Source organism: Pseudomonas sp. BF-B-26 (genome assembly GCF_019956495.1).
Taxonomy (GTDB): Bacteria; Pseudomonadota; Gammaproteobacteria; order Pseudomonadales; family Pseudomonadaceae; genus Aquipseudomonas.
In genome coordinates this window covers 1-16,665 of the sequence record NZ_JAHBDP010000055.1, presented here as the reverse complement: position 1 = coordinate 16,665, position 16,665 = coordinate 1, and the positions used below count along the sequence as shown (strand labels likewise).

The window sequence follows — 16,665 nt, the reverse complement described above, 5'->3', positions numbered from 1 at the left end:
GCTGCCATGTCCGCCGCCAGCATGACCCTGTTCCACAACCCTTTATCGCCCTTCGTTCGCAAAGTCATGGTGCTGCTGCACGAAACCGGTCAACAGGACCGCGTGACGCTGCAAGACTGCGTGCTCACACCGGTCAGCCCGGACCTGATGCTCAACGAAGACAACCCGCTGGGTAAAATCCCGGCCCTGCGCCTGGCCGATGGCAACGTCATTCATGACAGCCGGGTGATCCTCGATTACCTCGACCACCAGCACGTCGGCAATCCGCTGATCCCGCGTGACGGCTCAGCCCGCTGGCGGCGCCTGACCCTGGCCTCCCTGGCCGACGGGATCATGGACGCTGCGGTGCTGATTCGTTATGAAGTCGCCCTGCGTGCCCCGGAAAAACACTGGGATGAGTGGCTCGATGGCCAGCGCGAGAAGATTCGTCGCGCCCTGGCACTGCTGGAAGCGGACACGATTGCCGAGCTGACCAGCCATTTCGATGTGGCGGCGATCAGTGTTGCCTGTGCGTTGGGCTACCTGGATTTGCGCCATCCGGATCTGGAATGGCGTACGGTAAATCCGAAGCTGGCGAACTGGTACTTTGAGGTGAGTCAGCGGGCTTCGATGCTGGCGACTATGCCGAAGGTTTAGAACTTCGCTCGCTGTCCGGGCCTCTTCGCGAGCAGGCTCGCTCCCACAGTTGATCGGTTGTGTGCACGAATTTTGTGTTCACTGGAGATCCCTTGTGGGAGCGAGCCTGCTCGCGATGGCACCACAGCGGATCCACTGGAAACAACCCGAATATCAGCGTCGCCAACACCTCGCCCTCACGCTGATCCTCGCGCAACCCCAACGACCGGCTCATTCCACCGCTCCAATATCAAACACCAACGGCTTGGCCGGCTTCTGCCCGATCCCATACCAATCCAGCTTGCGGGTCAGCACCATGAACACGCCCAACAACCCGAACAACAGCAGCGAACCCATCAGCAACGCGTAATCCTCGGCACTCAGCAAGCCATAGAGCAAGCCATACAACGCCGCCAGCCCTGCCGAAAAACTCAAGCCGTGACGCACGCTGCGCAGCACATGGCAGACATAAAACCCGATCAACAACACACAGCTGCCCGCCGACAACAGGTATGCCAGAGCAAAGCCGATGTGTTCGGACAGCGACAGCAACAGCAGGTAGAAAAACGCTAGCGCCACCCCCACCAGCGCGTACTGGATGGGATGCACGGCCATGCTTTTGAGCACTTCGAACAGGAAGAATCCGGCGAAGGTCAGGGCAATGAACAGCAGCGCGTATTTGATCGCCCGATCACTCTTGAGGTACTGATCCACCGGATCGATGAAACTCACCCCGAAGTTGCGGCTCTTGAACTCGTCACAACGGTCGCTGGTCAGGCAGTTGGTCAAGGCTTCTTCCAGGTTGGTGGAAAAGAACGAAGTCTGCCAATTCGCGGTAAAACCTGTCCCGGTGACGTCACGCTGAGCCGGCAAGTAGTTGCCAATAAAGCTCGGGTGAGGCCAGTTGGCCGCCAGTTGCACCTTGCTGGTTTTGCCGACCGGAGTGATCTGCAACTGGCCGGTGCCCTGCAGGCGCAGGTCAAAGGCGAACGCCAGTTCCGCGCCTTTGTGCCTGTCCAGCGCGGGCAACTTGACGTGTGCCCCCTCGCCTAGCCAGCCCAGCTGCGTGCCCGGTTCAAAGTCCAGACTCTGACCATTGAGGTCCAGTTTCAGGGCATTTTCGATCCCGCGGATATCGCTGATGCCTATCGTCAGAAATGCTTGATCAAACTGATAGTCGGCGAAATCTTCCTAGATGCCCAGCTGCGCGGGAATCGAAAACAGGCCGCTGATGTGGTTGTCGGCGTGGTACAGCCGCGCCTCGTAAATCCCCCGCGAGCGCAACTCGGTCTGCACCTTGCCGTCGAGCTCGAAACGTTCCGGCAGAAAATACAGTTGGCCGCGTTCTTCGCCGGTTTCCTGGTAGCGCTTGTTGGTTTTCTCATTGGTCTTCCAGATCCGCACCACTTTGCGATACGGCACCACCATGATCGGACCGCTCAGTTGCTGGCTGTAGCTGGAACTGCGGGCGATGTCTTCGAGCACGCCGTCGCGCAGTTGCTGGCGGTCCTGGATCACGCCGTTAATCATCAGGAGTGGGATCAGCAACAACAGAATCAGAAGGGCAATGGCCCCGAGCTTTAGGGTCAGGCTGCGGTTCATGGGACTCTCCCTGTTTGGATGGGGAGAGTTTGGGATCGATGTGTGAGGGATTTGTGGGGGGAATGTGGAGACTTTGTGGAGAGTGTTTTCGGCAAGGAAAACCACCCCTCACCCTAACCCTCCCGAAACGTCGGACCGCCCCAGGGGGTAGAGGGGACTGACCGAGGTGTTCTTGAGAAATTTTGCGACCGGGGAAATAGAGTCGAACTCAGGTTTTGAAAAGCTTGAAGATCTGCTCCCTTTCCCCCTCTCCCCCGGGGGGAGAGGGCTGGGGTGAGGGGTGGATCTAAGCAGGCATACGCAATATGACTTGAACACCACCATCGACATTACCGATGCTCACCGCGCCACCATGCAACTTAACCACCTCTTCAACGAAGTTGAGCCCCAACCCCGTACTCTTGCGCCCGCTGTCCGGCCGCGGTAGCGAATAGAATCGTTCGCTCAACCGCTGTAACGCATAGCCGGGAATCGCCTCAGCCTGGTTAAAAAGTTTGAACTCGATTTGCTCGCCGGCCTTTGCGGCACTGAATCGCAACACGCCCGTTGCAGGCGTGAAATCCAACGCATTCTCCAGCAAATTACCCAGCGCCTGACGCAACAGGAACGGTTCACCGGTCAGCATCAGATCCGCTGCAATGGTTTGTTCCACGCGCAATTGCTTGCCTTCAATGCGCGCCGCCTGAGCGCTCAGCAACTCATCTACCAACTTCGCCAGCGGCACCGCCACCCGTTCCTCCAGCCCTTGGCGTTGTTCGACCAGGGCCAGGTTCAACAGACGCTCGATCAACTGCTGCATCCGCGCGCTTTCGCTGTCGATGTTGCTGACAAAACGCTGTTGCTGGGCCAGCGGCATCTCGCTTTGCAGCAATTCCGCCGCACCACGAATCGCCGCCAGCGGGCTTTTCAGTTCGTGGGTCAAGGTGTGCACGTAACGTTCGACGTAGGCTTTGCCTTCGAGCTGCGTGCGCATCTGCTCCACCGCTGTCGCCAGTTGTTCCAGTTCGCCGCCACGGTAGTGCGGAACCTCGACCCGCCGGCCTTCACTGACGGCCTGAGCGTAAGCAGTCAGCCGCCGCAGCGCCGCGCTCAACCACCACGACAACAGCGCGCCAAACAGCAGACCGAGGCCGATCAGCCCGGCCCCCCAGGCAAGCAATCGCCGTTCGGTGCGATCAACGTATGGCTGCAACGAGCTGTTGGGTTTGGCGACGGTGACCACACCGATGATCTGGCCGTTGTCGCGAATCGGGGCACCGACGTGCATCACTGAGGAGTTCGGATCGTCCGGATCGCTGCGGCTGGAACGAGCGCCGTACTCGCCGCGCAGGGTCAGTAAAACGTCGTTCCAGCGCGAGTAATCCTGCCCCACTGCCACTCCGCTGGAGTCCAGCACCACAACGCCCTTGGCATCGGTGACGTAGATGCGGTGGTTGACCTGATTCTTCGGCAAGCCCCAGATGCTCGCCTTCGGCTGCCGTTCGCCATAAGCCTTGAGCAGTTCGGGCCAGCGGTTCTGGTTCAAGGTGCCGGCCTTGAAGTCATCGCGCAAAATCTCGGCCATCAGGTTGGCGGTGTCGACCAGCGTTTCTTCGGTGGACTGGCGCACGCCGGGACGGATTTCTTCCATCACGGTGTTCAGCACGAAATAACCGGTCAGGCCGATAAACAGCACGTAGACCAGAAAAATCCGGATCCCCAGAGGCATCAGCTACGCCCCGGGCTGTAGCTGTAGCCGAGGCCGCGATGGGTCTGGATCGGCTCCGCATCGGCCCTCACCTGGCGCAGTTTGGCGCGCACGCTCTTGATGTGGCTGTCGATGCTGCGCTCGTACCCGGCATCTGCAGCGACGCCCAGCGCATCGAGCAATTGCTCGCGGCTGAAGACGCGTTCGGGTTGCTCCAGCAGGCATTGCAGCAGACGGAATTCATGGCGGGTCAAGGATAGAAGCTGACCGCGATAGCTGATCTGCACCCGTTCGCTGTCGATGCGAAACAGCGTCGATGCCACTTCGGCGGTCGCTCGCGGCGCCATGCGTTTGAGAATCGCACGGACTCGCGCCGCCACTTCTCTTGGGCTGAACGGCTTGACCACGTAATCGTCGGCACCGATTTCCAGGCCCACGACGCGATCGATTTCGGCATCCCGGGCGCTGAGGAAGATCACCGGCACTTCGCTGAAACGCCGCAATTGCTTGCAGGTCTCGAAGCCGCTGATGTCCGGCAGACCAATGTCGAGAATGATCAGGTCGGCCGGAATCTGGCGCTGATGCTCAAGCGCAGCGGCGCCAAGGCTCAGCCAGGTGGTGGTGAAGCCCTCGCCCTGCAAGGCGAAAATCAGGGTGTCGGCAATCGCCGCTTCGTCTTCGACAATCAGGATATGAGGCATGGCGTCCGAGCCCGGGGATTAAGTGGGCGAACGGTGCCCCAAGGCTCACGTCACGTCAATGAGACCACTTGAAATCAGCAGTCGGGTTTGTCCGCCGTAAAGCGCCGTGCCGGGTTCACCGCCGCGCCGAACTCACGCAAGGCTTTGGCACCGATCAACAAAGGGTAGTTGAAGCTGCTGCGGTCAGTGAGGTTGACCTCCACGGTGCGCTTGACGTTGCCCAGGCACAGTTCCAGATCAACCACCGGACGCTTGGTGGGTGCGACCGCTTCTTTGTCGTCCTCGTCTTCTTCGGAGCGGGTCTTGATCTTGCTGATCCGCGCGACCTTGTGTTCGTAGACCTTGTTGCTCGCGCCTTTGGTAGCGAGGCGGAAACGCACCCACTCGTCGCCATCGCGGGTGAAGGTTTCGATGTCTTTGGCCGACAGCGACGCGGTCAGGGCGCCAGTGTCCATCTTGGCCTTGAGGACTTCGCCACCGATTTCCGGCAGCGCGATGTATTCATAGCGCCCGTACAGGGTCGGCTCAGCAGCCAGGACCGGCAGGGCCACGAGGGAAAGCAGTGCAAGGATAGATTTCACGTAATGGGCTTCCTTGGGCAATTGGGGCGTAGAACGCGGAATTTTAGACCGCCCGTAGGGAATTCGTTCGTTCTTCAGATCTTTCGCGAGCAGGCTCGCTCCCACAGGGATCTCTGTTGCTCACAGTTCATGTGCTCAACACACAAATCCTGTGGGAGCGAGCCTGCTCGCGATGGGGCCGGAATGATCACGAAAGGACCAGCATAACCACGTAAAGGTGAAACATTCGTCGTCACCGATTTGGCCTGCCGTCCGAAGCTGCTTATCATTGCGCGCCCAAAGGCTTTCAAGAGTTACTTATGCGCCGCCTGCTCACCGGCTGTTTCGTTACCCTGCTGCTGTTGCTCAACACCCTGGTCCTGTTCGGGCCGCTGATGGTGTTCGCCTTGCTCAAACTGGTCCTGCCCGGGCGCTTGCGTGATTACGCCTCATGGACGGTGATGGGGATCGCCGAGACCTGGGCCGAAATCGACAAGCTGATTTTCCGCCTGTGCATCCCCACGCAATGGGACATCCGTGGCGGCGATGATCTGCGGGTCGACACGTCGTATCTGGTGATCAGCAACCATCAATTCTGGGTCGATATCCCGGCGCTGATCCAGGCCCTGAATCGGCGCACGCCGTTCTTCAAGTTCTTCCTCAAGAAAGAGCTGATCTGGGTGCCGTTTCTCGGGTTAGCGTGGTGGGCGCTGGATTACCCGTTCATGAAACGCTACACCAAGGCATTCCTGGCGAAGCACCCTGAACTGGCTGGCAAGGACCTGGAGATCACCAAAGCGGCGTGCGAGTTGTACAAGCGTCAACCGGTGACGGTGGTCAATTACCTGGAAGGCACTCGCTATACCGCGGCGAAAAGTGCCCAGCAGCAATCACCCTTCACCCACCTGCTCAGGCCCAAGGCTGGTGGCGTGGCGTTTGTTCTGGCGGCAATGGGCGAACAGCTGGACGCCGTCCTTGATGTGACGGTGGTGTATCCGCAGCAGACGATTCCGGGGTTTTGGGATTTGCTCAGCGGCAACGTGCCGAGGGTCATCATCGACATCAAGACCCGCGAACTCGACCCGGCGCTGTGGCAGGGCGATTACGAAAACAATCCGCAGTTTCGCGAAACCATCCAGAACTGGGTCAACCAGCTCTGGATCGAGAAGGACCTGCGCATCGACGCGTTGCGCGCCGAGCGCCGCTGAATCAGGTACCGGTGCCTGCGCCCCAGATCCCGCCCAGGTTTGTCAGCAGTGAACCGCCGACGCCCTGCTGACCGAAAAATTTCAGAAGCACGGGGGCAAACAGGCCGATCATGCCAGTGTCCATGCCCAACGCGTTGAAGGCACTGTTCAGGTCGTTGGTGTTACTCACGTTGCCCAAGAGGTTGTCCAGACCTGACGCTTTACCGGACGAGCCAAGCAAGCCGCTGAGGACGCCCAGTTCACCGCCACCGGACAGCAAGTCGATTCCGGGCACGCTTTTGGCCAATTCTGAGTAGTCGGTCGAACTCAATTGATTCTTCGCCAGACCCAGCATCGCCCCGGCACCGCCAATGGCTTGTTCTGTCGTCACGTCCAATTGGCTGAGCGCACTTAGCAGATCGGCCGTCTGCGCGGTTGGCGCGGCTGCGGCGGCGTCATCGTCCTGCGTGCCGGAGAGGGCATTGGCCGCATCGAACAGGCTGAACTGAGCAAAGACCGGACTGGCCGCCAGACACATCAGCGAAGCCAGTGCAAAACCGCGTGAAATCTTCATCCAGACATCCTCATGTGCCATGAAAACCGCCCGGCAATGGGCGGCGGAAAATCGTGGTTTGGACTGGCATCCCGGGGGATTGTTCCCAGGTTTGGCAAGCCCCTGACGAACAGTCGAAAAAGAATGGACCAAACGTGGGAACGATCATCACAGCCATAAAAAACGGCGACCCGAGGGTCGCCGTTTTGTTTTGCCTGAAGCCGTTACGCTGCGCTGAACAGTTTGTGCGGATCGATCACAAACTTCTTCGGCACGCCCGCATCGAACTCGCCATAACCACGTGGCGCGTCGTCTAGGTTGATCACCTCAACACCCACGATGTCGGCAATGTGGATACGGTCCCACATGATCGCTTGCATCAGTTGGCGGTTGTACTTCATCACTGGCGTTTGACCCGTGTGGAAGCTGTGGGATTTGGCCCAGCCCAGACCGAAGCGGATGCTCAGGCTGCCCATCTTCGCGGCGGCGTCGACTGCTCCCGGATCTTCAGTCACGTACAGGCCCGGGATACCGATTTTGCCAGCCACCCGAACCACGCCCATCAGCGAGTTGAGCACGGTGGCCGGAGCCTCGTGTTTCACGCCGTCATGACCGTGACCACGCGCTTCGAAGCCCACGGCGTCGACGGCGCAATCCACTTCAGGCTCGCCCAGCAGCGCAGCGATCTGTTCGTGCAGCGGGGTGTCCAGGGACAGGTCGGCGATTTCAAAACCTTGAGCCTTGGCATGCGCCAGGCGGACGGTGTTGACGTCACCGATGATCACCACGGCCGCGCCCAACAGGCGAGCGGAAGCGGCAGCGGCCAGACCGACAGGACCGGCACCCGCGATGTACACGGTGCTGCCCGGGCCAACGCCCGCCGTCACTGCGCCGTGGTAACCGGTTGGCAGGATGTCGGAGAGGCAGGTCAGGTCACGGATTTTTTCCATGGCCTTGTCGCGGTCAGGCAGTTTGAGCAGGTTGAAGTCGGCATACGGCACCATCGCGTATTCAGCCTGACCGCCGGTCCAGTCGCCCATGTCGACATAACCGTAAGCACCGCCCGGACGCGCCGGGTTAACACTCAGACAGACACCGGTGTGCATCTCTTTGCAGGAACGGCAGCGCCCGCAAGCGACGTTGAACGGGACGGACACCAGGTCGCCGATCTGCAGGTTCTCGACGTCGCTGCCCTTCTCGATCACTTCACCGGTGATTTCGTGACCCAGTACCAGGCCGGTTTGAGCCGTAGTACGACCGCGCACCATGTGCTGGTCGGAACCACAGATGTTGGTGGACACCACACGCAGGATGACAGCGTGATTAATCTTCCTGCCGCGCGGGTCCTGCATTTTCGGATAGTCGATTTTTTGTACTTCGACTTTGCCATTGCCGAGATACACCACACCACGATTGCCAGACATGCTTTCACCTCGCTGTTGTTTTTATGTAACGGGCGCGTCGCCATGGATCGGCGGCGCGTTGATTGCTCGGGTTATTGCCTGTGTGTCTTGTGTTGTCTGTTATGGCCTCATCGCTGGCAGGCCAGCTCCCACAGTGATTCGGGTGAGCACAGGATTTGTGAACAACCCAAAACCCTGTGGGAGCTAGCCTGCTAGCGATGGCGATCTAAAGAACGACGGTGCGATTGGCGTTCAAAAACACCCGTCGTTCAATGTGATAACCAACGGCCCGGGCCAGGGTCAGCCCTTCGATATCCCGCCCCTTGGCGATCAAATCTTCCGGGTAATGACTGTGGTCCACCGCCTCCACGCCCTGGGCAATGATCGGGCCTTCGTCCAGGTCGTTGTTGATGTAGTGCGCCGTGGCGCCGACCAGTTTCACGCCCTTGTTGTAAGCCTGGTGATAGGGCTTGGCGCCCTTGAAACCCGGCAGCAGGGAGTGATGGATGTTGATCGCCTTGCCGTCGAGTTTGCGGCACAGTTCTGGCGACAGGACTTGCATGTAGCGGGCAAGGATCACCAGTTCGGCGCCGGACTCTTCGATCACCTGCCAGACCTGACGCTCTTGCGACGGTTTGTCGTTCGGGTCCAGCGGGAAGTGGTAGTACGGAATCTGATGCCAGTCCGCCAACGGCTTGAGGTCCGGGTGGTTGGAGACCACGGCGGCCACGTCCATCGAGAGTTGGCCGATGCGCTGGCGGTAGAGCAAATCGTTGAGGCAGTGATCGGCTTTGGAAACCATGATCACCACTTTCGGGCGGTAGTTCGGCGGCGTCAGTTCGAAGATCATGCCGAAGGCTTTACCACGCTCTTCGAGACCGGCGCGGAAGGCTTGTTCGTCGAAGCCGTCGGGCTGGCGGAATTCCACGCGAATGAAGAAACGGCCCGAAAGCCGATCATCGAAGGAATGGTGCTCAGTGACGTAGCAGCCCTGCTCGAACAGAAAGCGGGTCACCGCATCCACGGTGCCGAGGACGCTTGGGCAGTCGGCGGTCAGAATCCATGTGTCTGGGGCGCGGCTCATAGTGCGGTGACTCCTGTTCATTGTGCTGGGTGTCAGGGAAATCCACCCCTCACCCTAACCCTCTCCCCAAAGGGGCGAGGGGACTGACCGAGTTGTTCTTGGAGCTACATCGACCTGAAACATCGAGATGAACTCAGGTTCTATAAAAGCGCTTCCAAGTCGAACCTAAACATCGAAAACACTGGAGATCTGCCCCCTTTCCCCCTCTCCCCTCTGGGGCGGTCCGACGTTTCGGGAGGGTTGGGGTGAGGGGTCGATCTCAGGTCAACCCCAAATATCAGGGCCAACCCGGCTCATTCCTAAGCCTGGACGCTCAGGCCATATTCAGCGGCCGCATCCTGCAACCACAACCACCAGTAATCCGAGAAGCTGCGACGAATCAGCAGTTCCCAGGTGTCTTCGGCGGTATGGCGGATCACCAGTTGCGATTTGGCAAACACGGTGCCCACAGCCTTGCCCACCGGGAAGTTGTTGGGGTGTACGTCATAGCTAGTGGACTTCATCAGCACCTGGCGCACGTTCGGGCCGCTCAGTTCGAGGAGCTGCTGGCCGCCACTGACGTTGGTGATCGCGATGTGCAGGTCGCCCAGCGCTTCACGCAGTTTCTTCTCGGCGGCGAATTCTTCACCGGTCGGCACGATCAGCAGCCATTCATCCGGCCCCATCCATTGCAGGCTGGTTTCGCCTTTGACGACGACGGTCAGCGCGCTCGGCAATTCGATACCGAGGGCTTTGTGCACACCGGCAGCGAACGCAGCATCGTGGCCATCGCCACGAATGGTCAGGTGGCCGAGGAGTTTTTTCTCACGCACGATCACGCCGGCGCTTTTGCGGCCCTTGCCCACCAGGCTGGCGAGGTCGGCGTGATGCAGCGACGACTCGGCCTTGGCCCCAGTGGTTGGGCGTTGTTGGTAAACATTGGCTGCGGTCATAAAGCACCTGTTCCTGAATTCTGTTGTGCGGTTGGTCTCAACCCTTGTGGTGACCGGGCTGCCGTCTTCGCGAGCAAGCCCGCTCCCACCTTTCGACCGCGGTCCCCTGTGGGAGCGGGCTTGCTCGCGAATGGGCCGACTCGGTGTCATTGCCCACCCACAAGATCTAGGGCCGTTAGATGTTCTGGCGATCGCCTTTCGGATCGAAGAACACCGAAGAAACGATTTCCGCCTCGATCACGCTGCCATCGGCCAGCGGTGCGAACACACGCTCACCCATGCGCTTCAAGCCGCCCTTGACCACACCCATGGCAAACGAATAGCCCAGGGAGTTGTGCAAGTAGCTGGAGGTCACGTGACCAACCATGGTCATCGGGATCGCTTGCTTGGTGTTGAACACCAGTTGCGCCCCTTCCGGCAGCCATTTGGTCGGATCGATCGGTTTCAGACCGACCAACTGTTTGCGTTGATCACGCACGCAGTCTTCGCGGTTCATGCCACGCTGGCCAATCCACGAGAACGGTTTGGTGCGACCGACACACCAGCCCATGTTCAGGTCATCCGGGGTCATCGAGCTGTCAGTGTCCTGACCGACGATGATGAAGCCCTTCTCGGCCCGCAGCACGTGCATGGTTTCGGTGCCGTACGGGGTCAGGTTGTACTTCTTCCCGGCCTCGACGATTTTTTCCAGAACGCCCATGGCGTAGTCGGCCTGAACGTTGACTTCGTACGACAGTTCACCGGTAAACGAAATCCGGAACACCCGCGCCGGCACACCGCCGACCAGACCTTCTTTCCAGGTCATGAACGGGAAGGCTTCGTTGCTCAGGTCGATGTCGGTGACTTCGCTGAGCAGCTTGCGGCTGTTCGGCCCGGACAGAGTCATGGTTGCCCAGTGATCCGTCACGGACGTGAAGTACACCTTCAGGTCTGGCCATTCGGTCTGGTGGTAGATTTCCAGCCATTGCAGCACGCGTGCAGCGCCGCCGGTGGTGGTGGTCATCACGAAATGGTTGTCGGCCAGGCATGCAGTCACGCCGTCGTCGAACACCATGCCGTCTTCTTTGCACATCAGGCCGTAGCGAGCCTTGCCCACGTCGAGCTTGGTCCAGGCGTTGGTGTAGATGCGGTTGAGGAACTCACGGGAATCCGGGCCCTGGATGTCGATTTTGCCCAGGGTCGAAGCGTCCAGCAGGCCGACGCTGTCGCGCACGGCTTTGCACTCGCGCTTCACGGCGGTGTGCAGGTCTTCACCGTTTTTCGGGAAGTACCACGGACGCTTCCATTGACCGACGTCTTCGAACTCGGCGCCGTTCTTCACGTGCCAGTGATGCAGCGCAGTGAAACGCACCGGCTCGAAGATGTGCCCACAGTGACGGCCGGCCACGGCGCCAAATGTTACCGGCGTGTAGTTCGGACGGAACATGGTGGTGCCCATCTGCGGGATGGTCACGTTCAGCGAACGGGCGGCGATGGCCAGACCGTTGACGTTGCCGAGCTTGCCCTGGTCAGTGCCGAAGCCCAGCGCGGTGTAGCGCTTGACGTGCTCGACCGACTCGAAGCCTTCACGGGTCGCCAGCTCGATGGCGGCAGCGGTAACGTCGTTCTGCAGGTCGACGAATTGCTTCGGCGCACGGGCAGTGGCTTTTTCGTGAGGCACCTGGAACAGCGCCAGCGTCGGCTCTTCCAGACGGCTCAGGGCTTTGGGCAGTACGCCTTCGACCTTGCCGAAACCGGCTTCGCTGGCGGCGCGAGCGCCACCTTCAAAACCATCGGCCAGGGAATCGCCGAGGCCGTAGACGCCATTGATGCCACCGACGCACACGCGTTTTTGCGGTGCTTCGCCCGGTACGAAACCGAGGATGTCTTCACGCCAGATCGGCTTGCCGCCCAAGTGCGATGCCAGGTGAACCACCGGGCTGTAACCGCCGGAGCTGGCGACCAGGTCGCAATCGAGCCACTCGCCCGGGCTGGTCACGGTGTGCGCTTTTACATCGATCGCGGCAACGCGAGCGGCGGTCACGTGCTTACTGCCACGGGCCTCGATCACGGCGCTGCCGGTCAGGATGCGGATGCCTTTGGCGCGTGCTTCTTCCACCAGCGCACCGCGCGGATTGCTGCGGGCATCGGCGATGGCGACGACTTGCAGACTGGCGTCGAGCCAATCCAGTGCAACACGGTAGGCGTGATCGTTGTTGGTCGACAGCACCAGTTTTTTGCCCGGTGCCACGCCGTAACGACGCACGTAAGTCGACACAGCGCCGGCGAGCATGTTGCCCGGCACGTCGTTGTTGCCGTAAACCAGTGGACGTTCGTGAGCGCCGGTCGCCAGCACGACACGCTTGGCGCGAACCCGGTGGATGCGCTGGCGCACCTGGCCAATCGGAGCGCGGTCGCCGAGGTGATCGGTCAGGCGCTCGTGAATGGTCAGGAAGTTGTGGTCGTGGTAACCGTTGACCGTGGCGCGCGGCAACAGCAGCACGTCCGGGGTGTTTTTCAGCTCGGCGATGACGCTGGCGACCCACTCGGTGGCAGGCTTGCCGTCGAGGCTTTCACGGGAATCGAGCAGGCTGCCGCCGAACTCTTCCTGCTCATCGGCGAGAATCACACGGGCACCGCTGCGAGCAGCCGCCAGTGCAGCGGCCAGGCCAGCCGGGCCACCGCCGACGATCAGCACGTCGCAGTGCTGGTTCATGTAGTCGTAGGTGTCCGGATCGTTCTCGGTCGGCGAACGGCCAAGACCGGCGGCCTTACGAATGTACTTCTCGTAAGTCATCCAGAACGATTGCGGGTACATGAAGGTTTTGTAGTAGAAGCCCGGCGGCATCAGCTTGCCGCCGACCTTGCCGAGAATCCCCATCATGTCGTTGTTCACGCTCGGCCAGCCGTTGGTGCTGGTGGCGACCAAACCTTGATACAGCGCTTGTTGCGTGGCGCGTACGTTCGGGATCTGCGTGGCTTCGGTCGCGCCGATCTGCAGCACAGCGTTCGGCTCTTCGGCACCGGCGGCGAAGATGCCGCGCGGACGGGAATACTTGAAGCTGCGACCGATGATGTCGACACCGTTGGCCAGCAAGGCCGCGGCCAGGGAATCGCCTTCAAAGCCTTTGTAGGTCTGGCCGTTGAAAGTGAAGCTCAGCACTTTGTTGCGGTCGATCCGTCCGCCGTTGGACAGGCGATTGATCTGGCTCATACCTTCTCTCCCAGAGCCGTGGCGGCCGCTTTCGGGCTATCGGTCTTGTCGGTGAATTGTGGCTTGGTGCCGATCTTGTAAGTTTCGAGAATCTCGTAGGTCACGGTGTCACGGGTGGCGTTGAAGTACTGACGGCAACCGGCGACGTGATCCCACAGCTCGTGGTGCAGACCGCGAGGGTTGTCGCGGAAGAACATGTAGTCGCCCCACTCCTCGTCGGTGCAGCTGTTCGGGTCCAGTGGGCGCGGGATGTGCGCCTGGCCGGATGCGTGGAATTCCTCTTCGGAGCGCAGTTCGCCGCAGTGAGGACAGAAGATATGCAACATGGGGATTTCTCCTGTTAGTGGGCAACCGCAGCAGCGCCGTGTTCATCGATCAACGCACCGTTGTGGAAACGGTCGATGGAGAAAGGTGCAGCCAATGGGTGCATTTCACCCTTGGCCAGACTCGCGGCAAACACGTTGCCCGAGCCAGGTGTTGCCTTGAAGCCACCGGTGCCCCAACCGCAGTTGAAGAACATGTTCGGGACCGGGGTTTTCGAAATGATCGGGCATGCATCCGGCGTGGTGTCGACGATGCCGCCCCACTGACGGTTCATGCGTACACGGGACAACACCGGGAACATCTCGACGATGGCCTGAATGGTGTGCTCGATCACCGGGTACGAACCACGCTGGCCATAGCCGTTGTAGCCGTCGATACCGGCGCCGATCACCAGGTCGCCCTTGTCGGACTGGCTGATGTAACCGTGTACGGCGTTGGACATGATCACGCTGTCGATAATCGGCTTGATCGGCTCGGACACCAGCGCTTGCAGCGGGTGGGATTCGATCGGCAGACGGAAACCGGCGAGTTTGGCCATGTGCCCGGAGTTACCGGCAGTCACCACACCGACGCGCTTGGCGCCGATGAAGCCTTTGTTGGTTTCAACACCGATGCACACACCGTTTTCCTTGCGGAAACCGATCACTTCGGTCTGCTGGATCAAGTCCACGCCCAAGGCGTCGGCCGCACGGGCAAAGCCCCAGGCCACGGCATCGTGACGGGCCACGCCGCCGCGACGCTGGACGGTGGCGCCCATTACCGGGTAGCGAGTGTTTTTCGAGCAGTCGAGGTACGGAATCTCGTCGGCTACTTGTTTGGCATCGAGCAGTTCGCCGTCCACGCCGTTGAGGCGGTTGGCGCTGACCCGACGCTCGGAATCACGGATGTCCTGCAGGGTGTGGCACAGGTTGTAAACGCCGCGCTGGGAGAACATCACGTTGTAGTTCAGGTCCTGGGACAGGCCTTCCCACAATTTCATCGCGTGTTCGTACAGGTGCGCCGACTCGTCCCACAGGTAGTTGGAGCGAACGATGGTGGTGTTGCGCGCGGTGTTACCGCCGCCCAGCCAGCCTTTCTCGACCACGGCCACGTTGGTGATGCCGTGCTCTTTGGCCAGGTAGTAGGCGGTCGCCAGACCATGCCCGCCACCGCCGACGATGACCACGTCATAGACCTTTTTAGGGGTCGGCGTGCGCCACATCTTCTGCCAGTTTTCGTGATGGCTGAGGGAGTGTTTGAAGAGGCCGAAGCCTGAGTAGCGTTGCATAGTCATTTACTCCAAAACCGCGCTCAGCGATAAACCGGGAAGTCCGCGCACAAGGCCGAAACATGCTGCGCAACATTGGCCTCGACGTCGGCGTCGCCGAGGTTGTCGAGGATGTCGCAGATCCAGCCGGCCAACTCGACGCACTGGGTAACCTTGAAGCCGCGAGTGGTCACCGCCGGGGTGCCGATGCGCAGGCCGGAGGTCACGAACGGCGACTGTGGATCGTTCGGGACAGCGTTCTTGTTCACGGTGATGTGGGCGCGACCGAGTGCTGCATCCGCGTCTTTGCCGGTGAGGCCCTGACGGATCAGGCTGACCAGGAACAGGTGGTTATCGGTGCCGCCGGACACTACATCGTAGCCGCGTTTGATAAATACGCCGGCCATGGCCTGGGCGTTGTCGATAACTTGTTGCTGATAGACCTTGAAACCAGGCTCCAGCGCTTCCTTGAAGCACACCGCTTTACCAGCGATGACGTGCATCAGCGGCCCGCCCTGTGCGCCGGGGAATACCGCGGCGTTGAGCTTTTTCTCGATCTCTTCGTTGGACTTGGCCAGGATCAACCCGCCACGTGGACCGCGCAGGGTCTTGTGGGTGGTGGTGGTGACCACGTCAGCGTACGGCAGCGGATTCGGGTACAGACCAGCGGCGACCAGACCGGCCACGTGAGCCATGTCGACGAACAGCAGCGCACCGACCTTGTCGGCAATCTGCCGGAAACGCGGGAAGTCGAGGGTCTTGGAGTAAGCCGAGAACCCGGCGACGATCATTTTCGGCTTGCACTCGACGGCCAGACGTTCGACTTCGTCGTAGTCGATCAACCCGGTCTTGGTGTCGATGCCGTACTGCACGGCGTTGTAGAGCTTGCCCGAGGACGACACTTTCGCGCCGTGGGTCAAGTGACCGCCGTGAGCCAGGCTCATGCCGAGAATGGTGTCGCCCGGCTGGATCAGCGCCAGGTAAACGGCGCTGTTGGCGGAAGAACCGGAGTGCGGCTGCACGTTGGCGTAGTCGGCACCGAACAATTGCTTGGCGCGTTCGATGGCCAGCGCTTCAACTTTATCGACGTGCTCACAGCCACCGTAGTAGCGCTTGCCCGGATAACCTTCGGCGTATTTGTTGGTCAGGCCGCTGCCTTGCGCTTCCATCACGCGCTTGCTGGTGTAGTTCTCGGACGCGATCAGCTCGATGTGATCTTCCTGGCGTTGCTCCTCGGCATTCATCGCCGCCAGCAGTGCATCGTCGTAACCCTGGATCTGGTCTTGCTTGCTGAACATCGCGTCTCTCCCAGCGGCATCTATGCGCCATTCGTCTCGGTAAGGCACTGGTGTTTCGACAGTGCCCTTTGAATGCGATGGTATGACCGGCGCAGACAGGCCAAATGCCTACGGACGCCACGCAAAGGTGCGTTTACGACATGGATCGAAATGGCTGGCCGGACACAACTCTTGAAGTAGCCAGGATCCCCTGTGGGAGCGGGCTTGCTCGCGAATGCGCCGGGCCAGTCAACATCAGTGTCGGATGACAAACCGCATTCGCGAGCAAGCCCGCTCCCAC

General features: G+C 60.3%; 13 protein-coding genes and 1 pseudogene. 2 read left to right on the top strand and 12 right to left on the bottom strand.

Going from position 1 to position 16,665, the window contains the following annotated elements; all coding sequences use genetic code 11:
* The first annotated feature begins 6 nt into the window (after positions 1–6).
* Complete coding sequence (locus tag KGB03_RS05345; RefSeq protein ID WP_223526521.1) at positions 7–636, top strand: glutathione S-transferase; 630 nt, start codon at positions 7–9, stop codon at positions 634–636.
* A 210-nt stretch (positions 637–846) separates the two neighbouring features.
* Here the strand turns inward: KGB03_RS05345 and creD are convergent.
* The 4 genes and pseudogenes from creD to KGB03_RS05325 all read right to left on the bottom strand — a co-directional run bounded on the left by creD (position 847) and on the right by KGB03_RS05325 (position 5,186).
* A pseudogene (gene creD, locus KGB03_RS05340) lies at positions 847–2,217 on the bottom strand (cell envelope integrity protein CreD).
* Between the two features lie 286 nt (positions 2,218–2,503).
* The gene (gene creC / locus KGB03_RS05335) at positions 2,504–3,925 is read right to left on the bottom strand and encodes a two-component system sensor histidine kinase CreC (protein WP_218538415.1); all 1,422 of its coding nucleotides are present in this window, start codon (positions 3,923–3,925) and stop codon (positions 2,504–2,506) included.
* Complete coding sequence (creB, locus tag KGB03_RS05330; protein WP_223526520.1) at positions 3,925–4,605, bottom strand: two-component system response regulator CreB; 681 nt, start codon at positions 4,603–4,605, stop codon at positions 3,925–3,927. The genes creC and creB overlap by 1 nt, the downstream gene beginning before the upstream one ends.
* A 74-nt stretch (positions 4,606–4,679) precedes the next feature.
* Complete coding sequence (locus tag KGB03_RS05325) at positions 4,680–5,186, bottom strand: ATP-dependent zinc protease (RefSeq protein ID WP_192409243.1); 507 nt, start codon at positions 5,184–5,186, stop codon at positions 4,680–4,682.
* Between the two features lie 299 nt (positions 5,187–5,485).
* Between KGB03_RS05325 and KGB03_RS05320 the strand changes: the two genes are divergently transcribed.
* Positions 5,486–6,373, top strand: coding sequence for an acyltransferase (locus KGB03_RS05320; protein WP_223526519.1), 888 nt, complete (start codon positions 5,486–5,488; stop codon positions 6,371–6,373).
* Position 6,374: 1 nt separating this feature from the next.
* On the opposite strand, the gene KGB03_RS05315 is transcribed toward KGB03_RS05320, so the two are convergent.
* The 8 genes from KGB03_RS05315 to glyA form a co-directional block, all read right to left on the bottom strand.
* Positions 6,375–6,926, bottom strand: a complete 552-nt coding sequence (locus KGB03_RS05315; protein WP_223526518.1) for a DUF2780 domain-containing protein — start codon at positions 6,924–6,926, stop codon at positions 6,375–6,377.
* A 203-nt stretch (positions 6,927–7,129) separates the two neighbouring features.
* Positions 7,130–8,329 carry a formaldehyde dehydrogenase, glutathione-independent gene (fdhA, locus tag KGB03_RS05310; RefSeq protein WP_111448543.1) on the bottom strand — a complete coding sequence of 400 codons (1,200 nt, stop codon included), beginning with the start codon at positions 8,327–8,329 and terminating at the stop codon, positions 7,130–7,132.
* Positions 8,330–8,534: 205 nt separating this feature from the next.
* Positions 8,535–9,392, bottom strand: a complete 858-nt coding sequence (purU, locus tag KGB03_RS05305) for a formyltetrahydrofolate deformylase (RefSeq protein ID WP_111448542.1) — start codon at positions 9,390–9,392, stop codon at positions 8,535–8,537.
* A gap of 299 nt (positions 9,393–9,691) precedes the next feature.
* On the bottom strand, positions 9,692–10,324 hold the full coding sequence (locus KGB03_RS05300; RefSeq protein ID WP_218538411.1) for a sarcosine oxidase subunit gamma: 633 nt from the start codon (positions 10,322–10,324) through the stop codon (positions 9,692–9,694).
* A 175-nt stretch (positions 10,325–10,499) separates the two neighbouring features.
* On the bottom strand, positions 10,500–13,517 hold the full coding sequence (locus KGB03_RS05295) for a sarcosine oxidase subunit alpha (RefSeq protein WP_192409238.1): 3,018 nt from the start codon (positions 13,515–13,517) through the stop codon (positions 10,500–10,502).
* Positions 13,514–13,843 (bottom strand): sarcosine oxidase subunit delta, encoded by a 330-nt coding sequence (locus KGB03_RS05290; protein WP_046818244.1) that lies wholly within the window; start codon positions 13,841–13,843, stop codon positions 13,514–13,516. Before KGB03_RS05290 ends, KGB03_RS05295 begins: the two co-directional genes overlap by 4 nt.
* Before the next feature lie 14 nt (positions 13,844–13,857).
* Positions 13,858–15,108, bottom strand: coding sequence for a sarcosine oxidase subunit beta (locus KGB03_RS05285; RefSeq protein ID WP_007947735.1), 1,251 nt, complete (start codon positions 15,106–15,108; stop codon positions 13,858–13,860).
* Between the two features lie 23 nt (positions 15,109–15,131).
* On the bottom strand, positions 15,132–16,385 hold the full coding sequence (glyA, locus tag KGB03_RS05280; protein WP_223526517.1) for a serine hydroxymethyltransferase: 1,254 nt from the start codon (positions 16,383–16,385) through the stop codon (positions 15,132–15,134).
* Positions 16,386–16,665 lie beyond the last annotated feature (280 nt).

What these genes read in the sequence shown, in the direction of transcription:
- KGB03_RS05315 (WP_223526518.1), bottom strand. Translation starts at nt 6,926, where the DNA reads ATGAAGATTTCACGCGGTTTTGCACTGGCTTCGCTGATGTGTCTGGCG.
- KGB03_RS05345 (WP_223526521.1), top strand. Translation starts at nt 7, where the DNA reads ATGTCCGCCGCCAGCATGACCCTGTTCCACAACCCTTTATCGCCCTTC.
- glyA (WP_223526517.1), bottom strand. Translation starts at nt 16,385, where the DNA reads ATGTTCAGCAAGCAAGACCAGATCCAGGGTTACGACGATGCACTGCTG.
- KGB03_RS05295 (WP_192409238.1), bottom strand. Translation starts at nt 13,517, where the DNA reads ATGAGCCAGATCAATCGCCTGTCCAACGGCGGACGGATCGACCGCAAC.
- KGB03_RS05300 (WP_218538411.1), bottom strand. Translation starts at nt 10,324, where the DNA reads ATGACCGCAGCCAATGTTTACCAACAACGCCCAACCACTGGGGCCAAG.
- fdhA (WP_111448543.1), bottom strand. Translation starts at nt 8,329, where the DNA reads ATGTCTGGCAATCGTGGTGTGGTGTATCTCGGCAATGGCAAAGTCGAA.
- KGB03_RS05320 (WP_223526519.1), top strand. Translation starts at nt 5,486, where the DNA reads ATGCGCCGCCTGCTCACCGGCTGTTTCGTTACCCTGCTGCTGTTGCTC.
- KGB03_RS05285 (WP_007947735.1), bottom strand. Translation starts at nt 15,108, where the DNA reads ATGCAACGCTACTCAGGCTTCGGCCTCTTCAAACACTCCCTCAGCCAT.
- purU (WP_111448542.1), bottom strand. Translation starts at nt 9,392, where the DNA reads ATGAGCCGCGCCCCAGACACATGGATTCTGACCGCCGACTGCCCAAGC.
- creB (WP_223526520.1), bottom strand. Translation starts at nt 4,605, where the DNA reads ATGCCTCATATCCTGATTGTCGAAGACGAAGCGGCGATTGCCGACACC.
- KGB03_RS05290 (WP_046818244.1), bottom strand. Translation starts at nt 13,843, where the DNA reads ATGTTGCATATCTTCTGTCCTCACTGCGGCGAACTGCGCTCCGAAGAG.
- creC (WP_218538415.1), bottom strand. Translation starts at nt 3,925, where the DNA reads ATGCCTCTGGGGATCCGGATTTTTCTGGTCTACGTGCTGTTTATCGGC.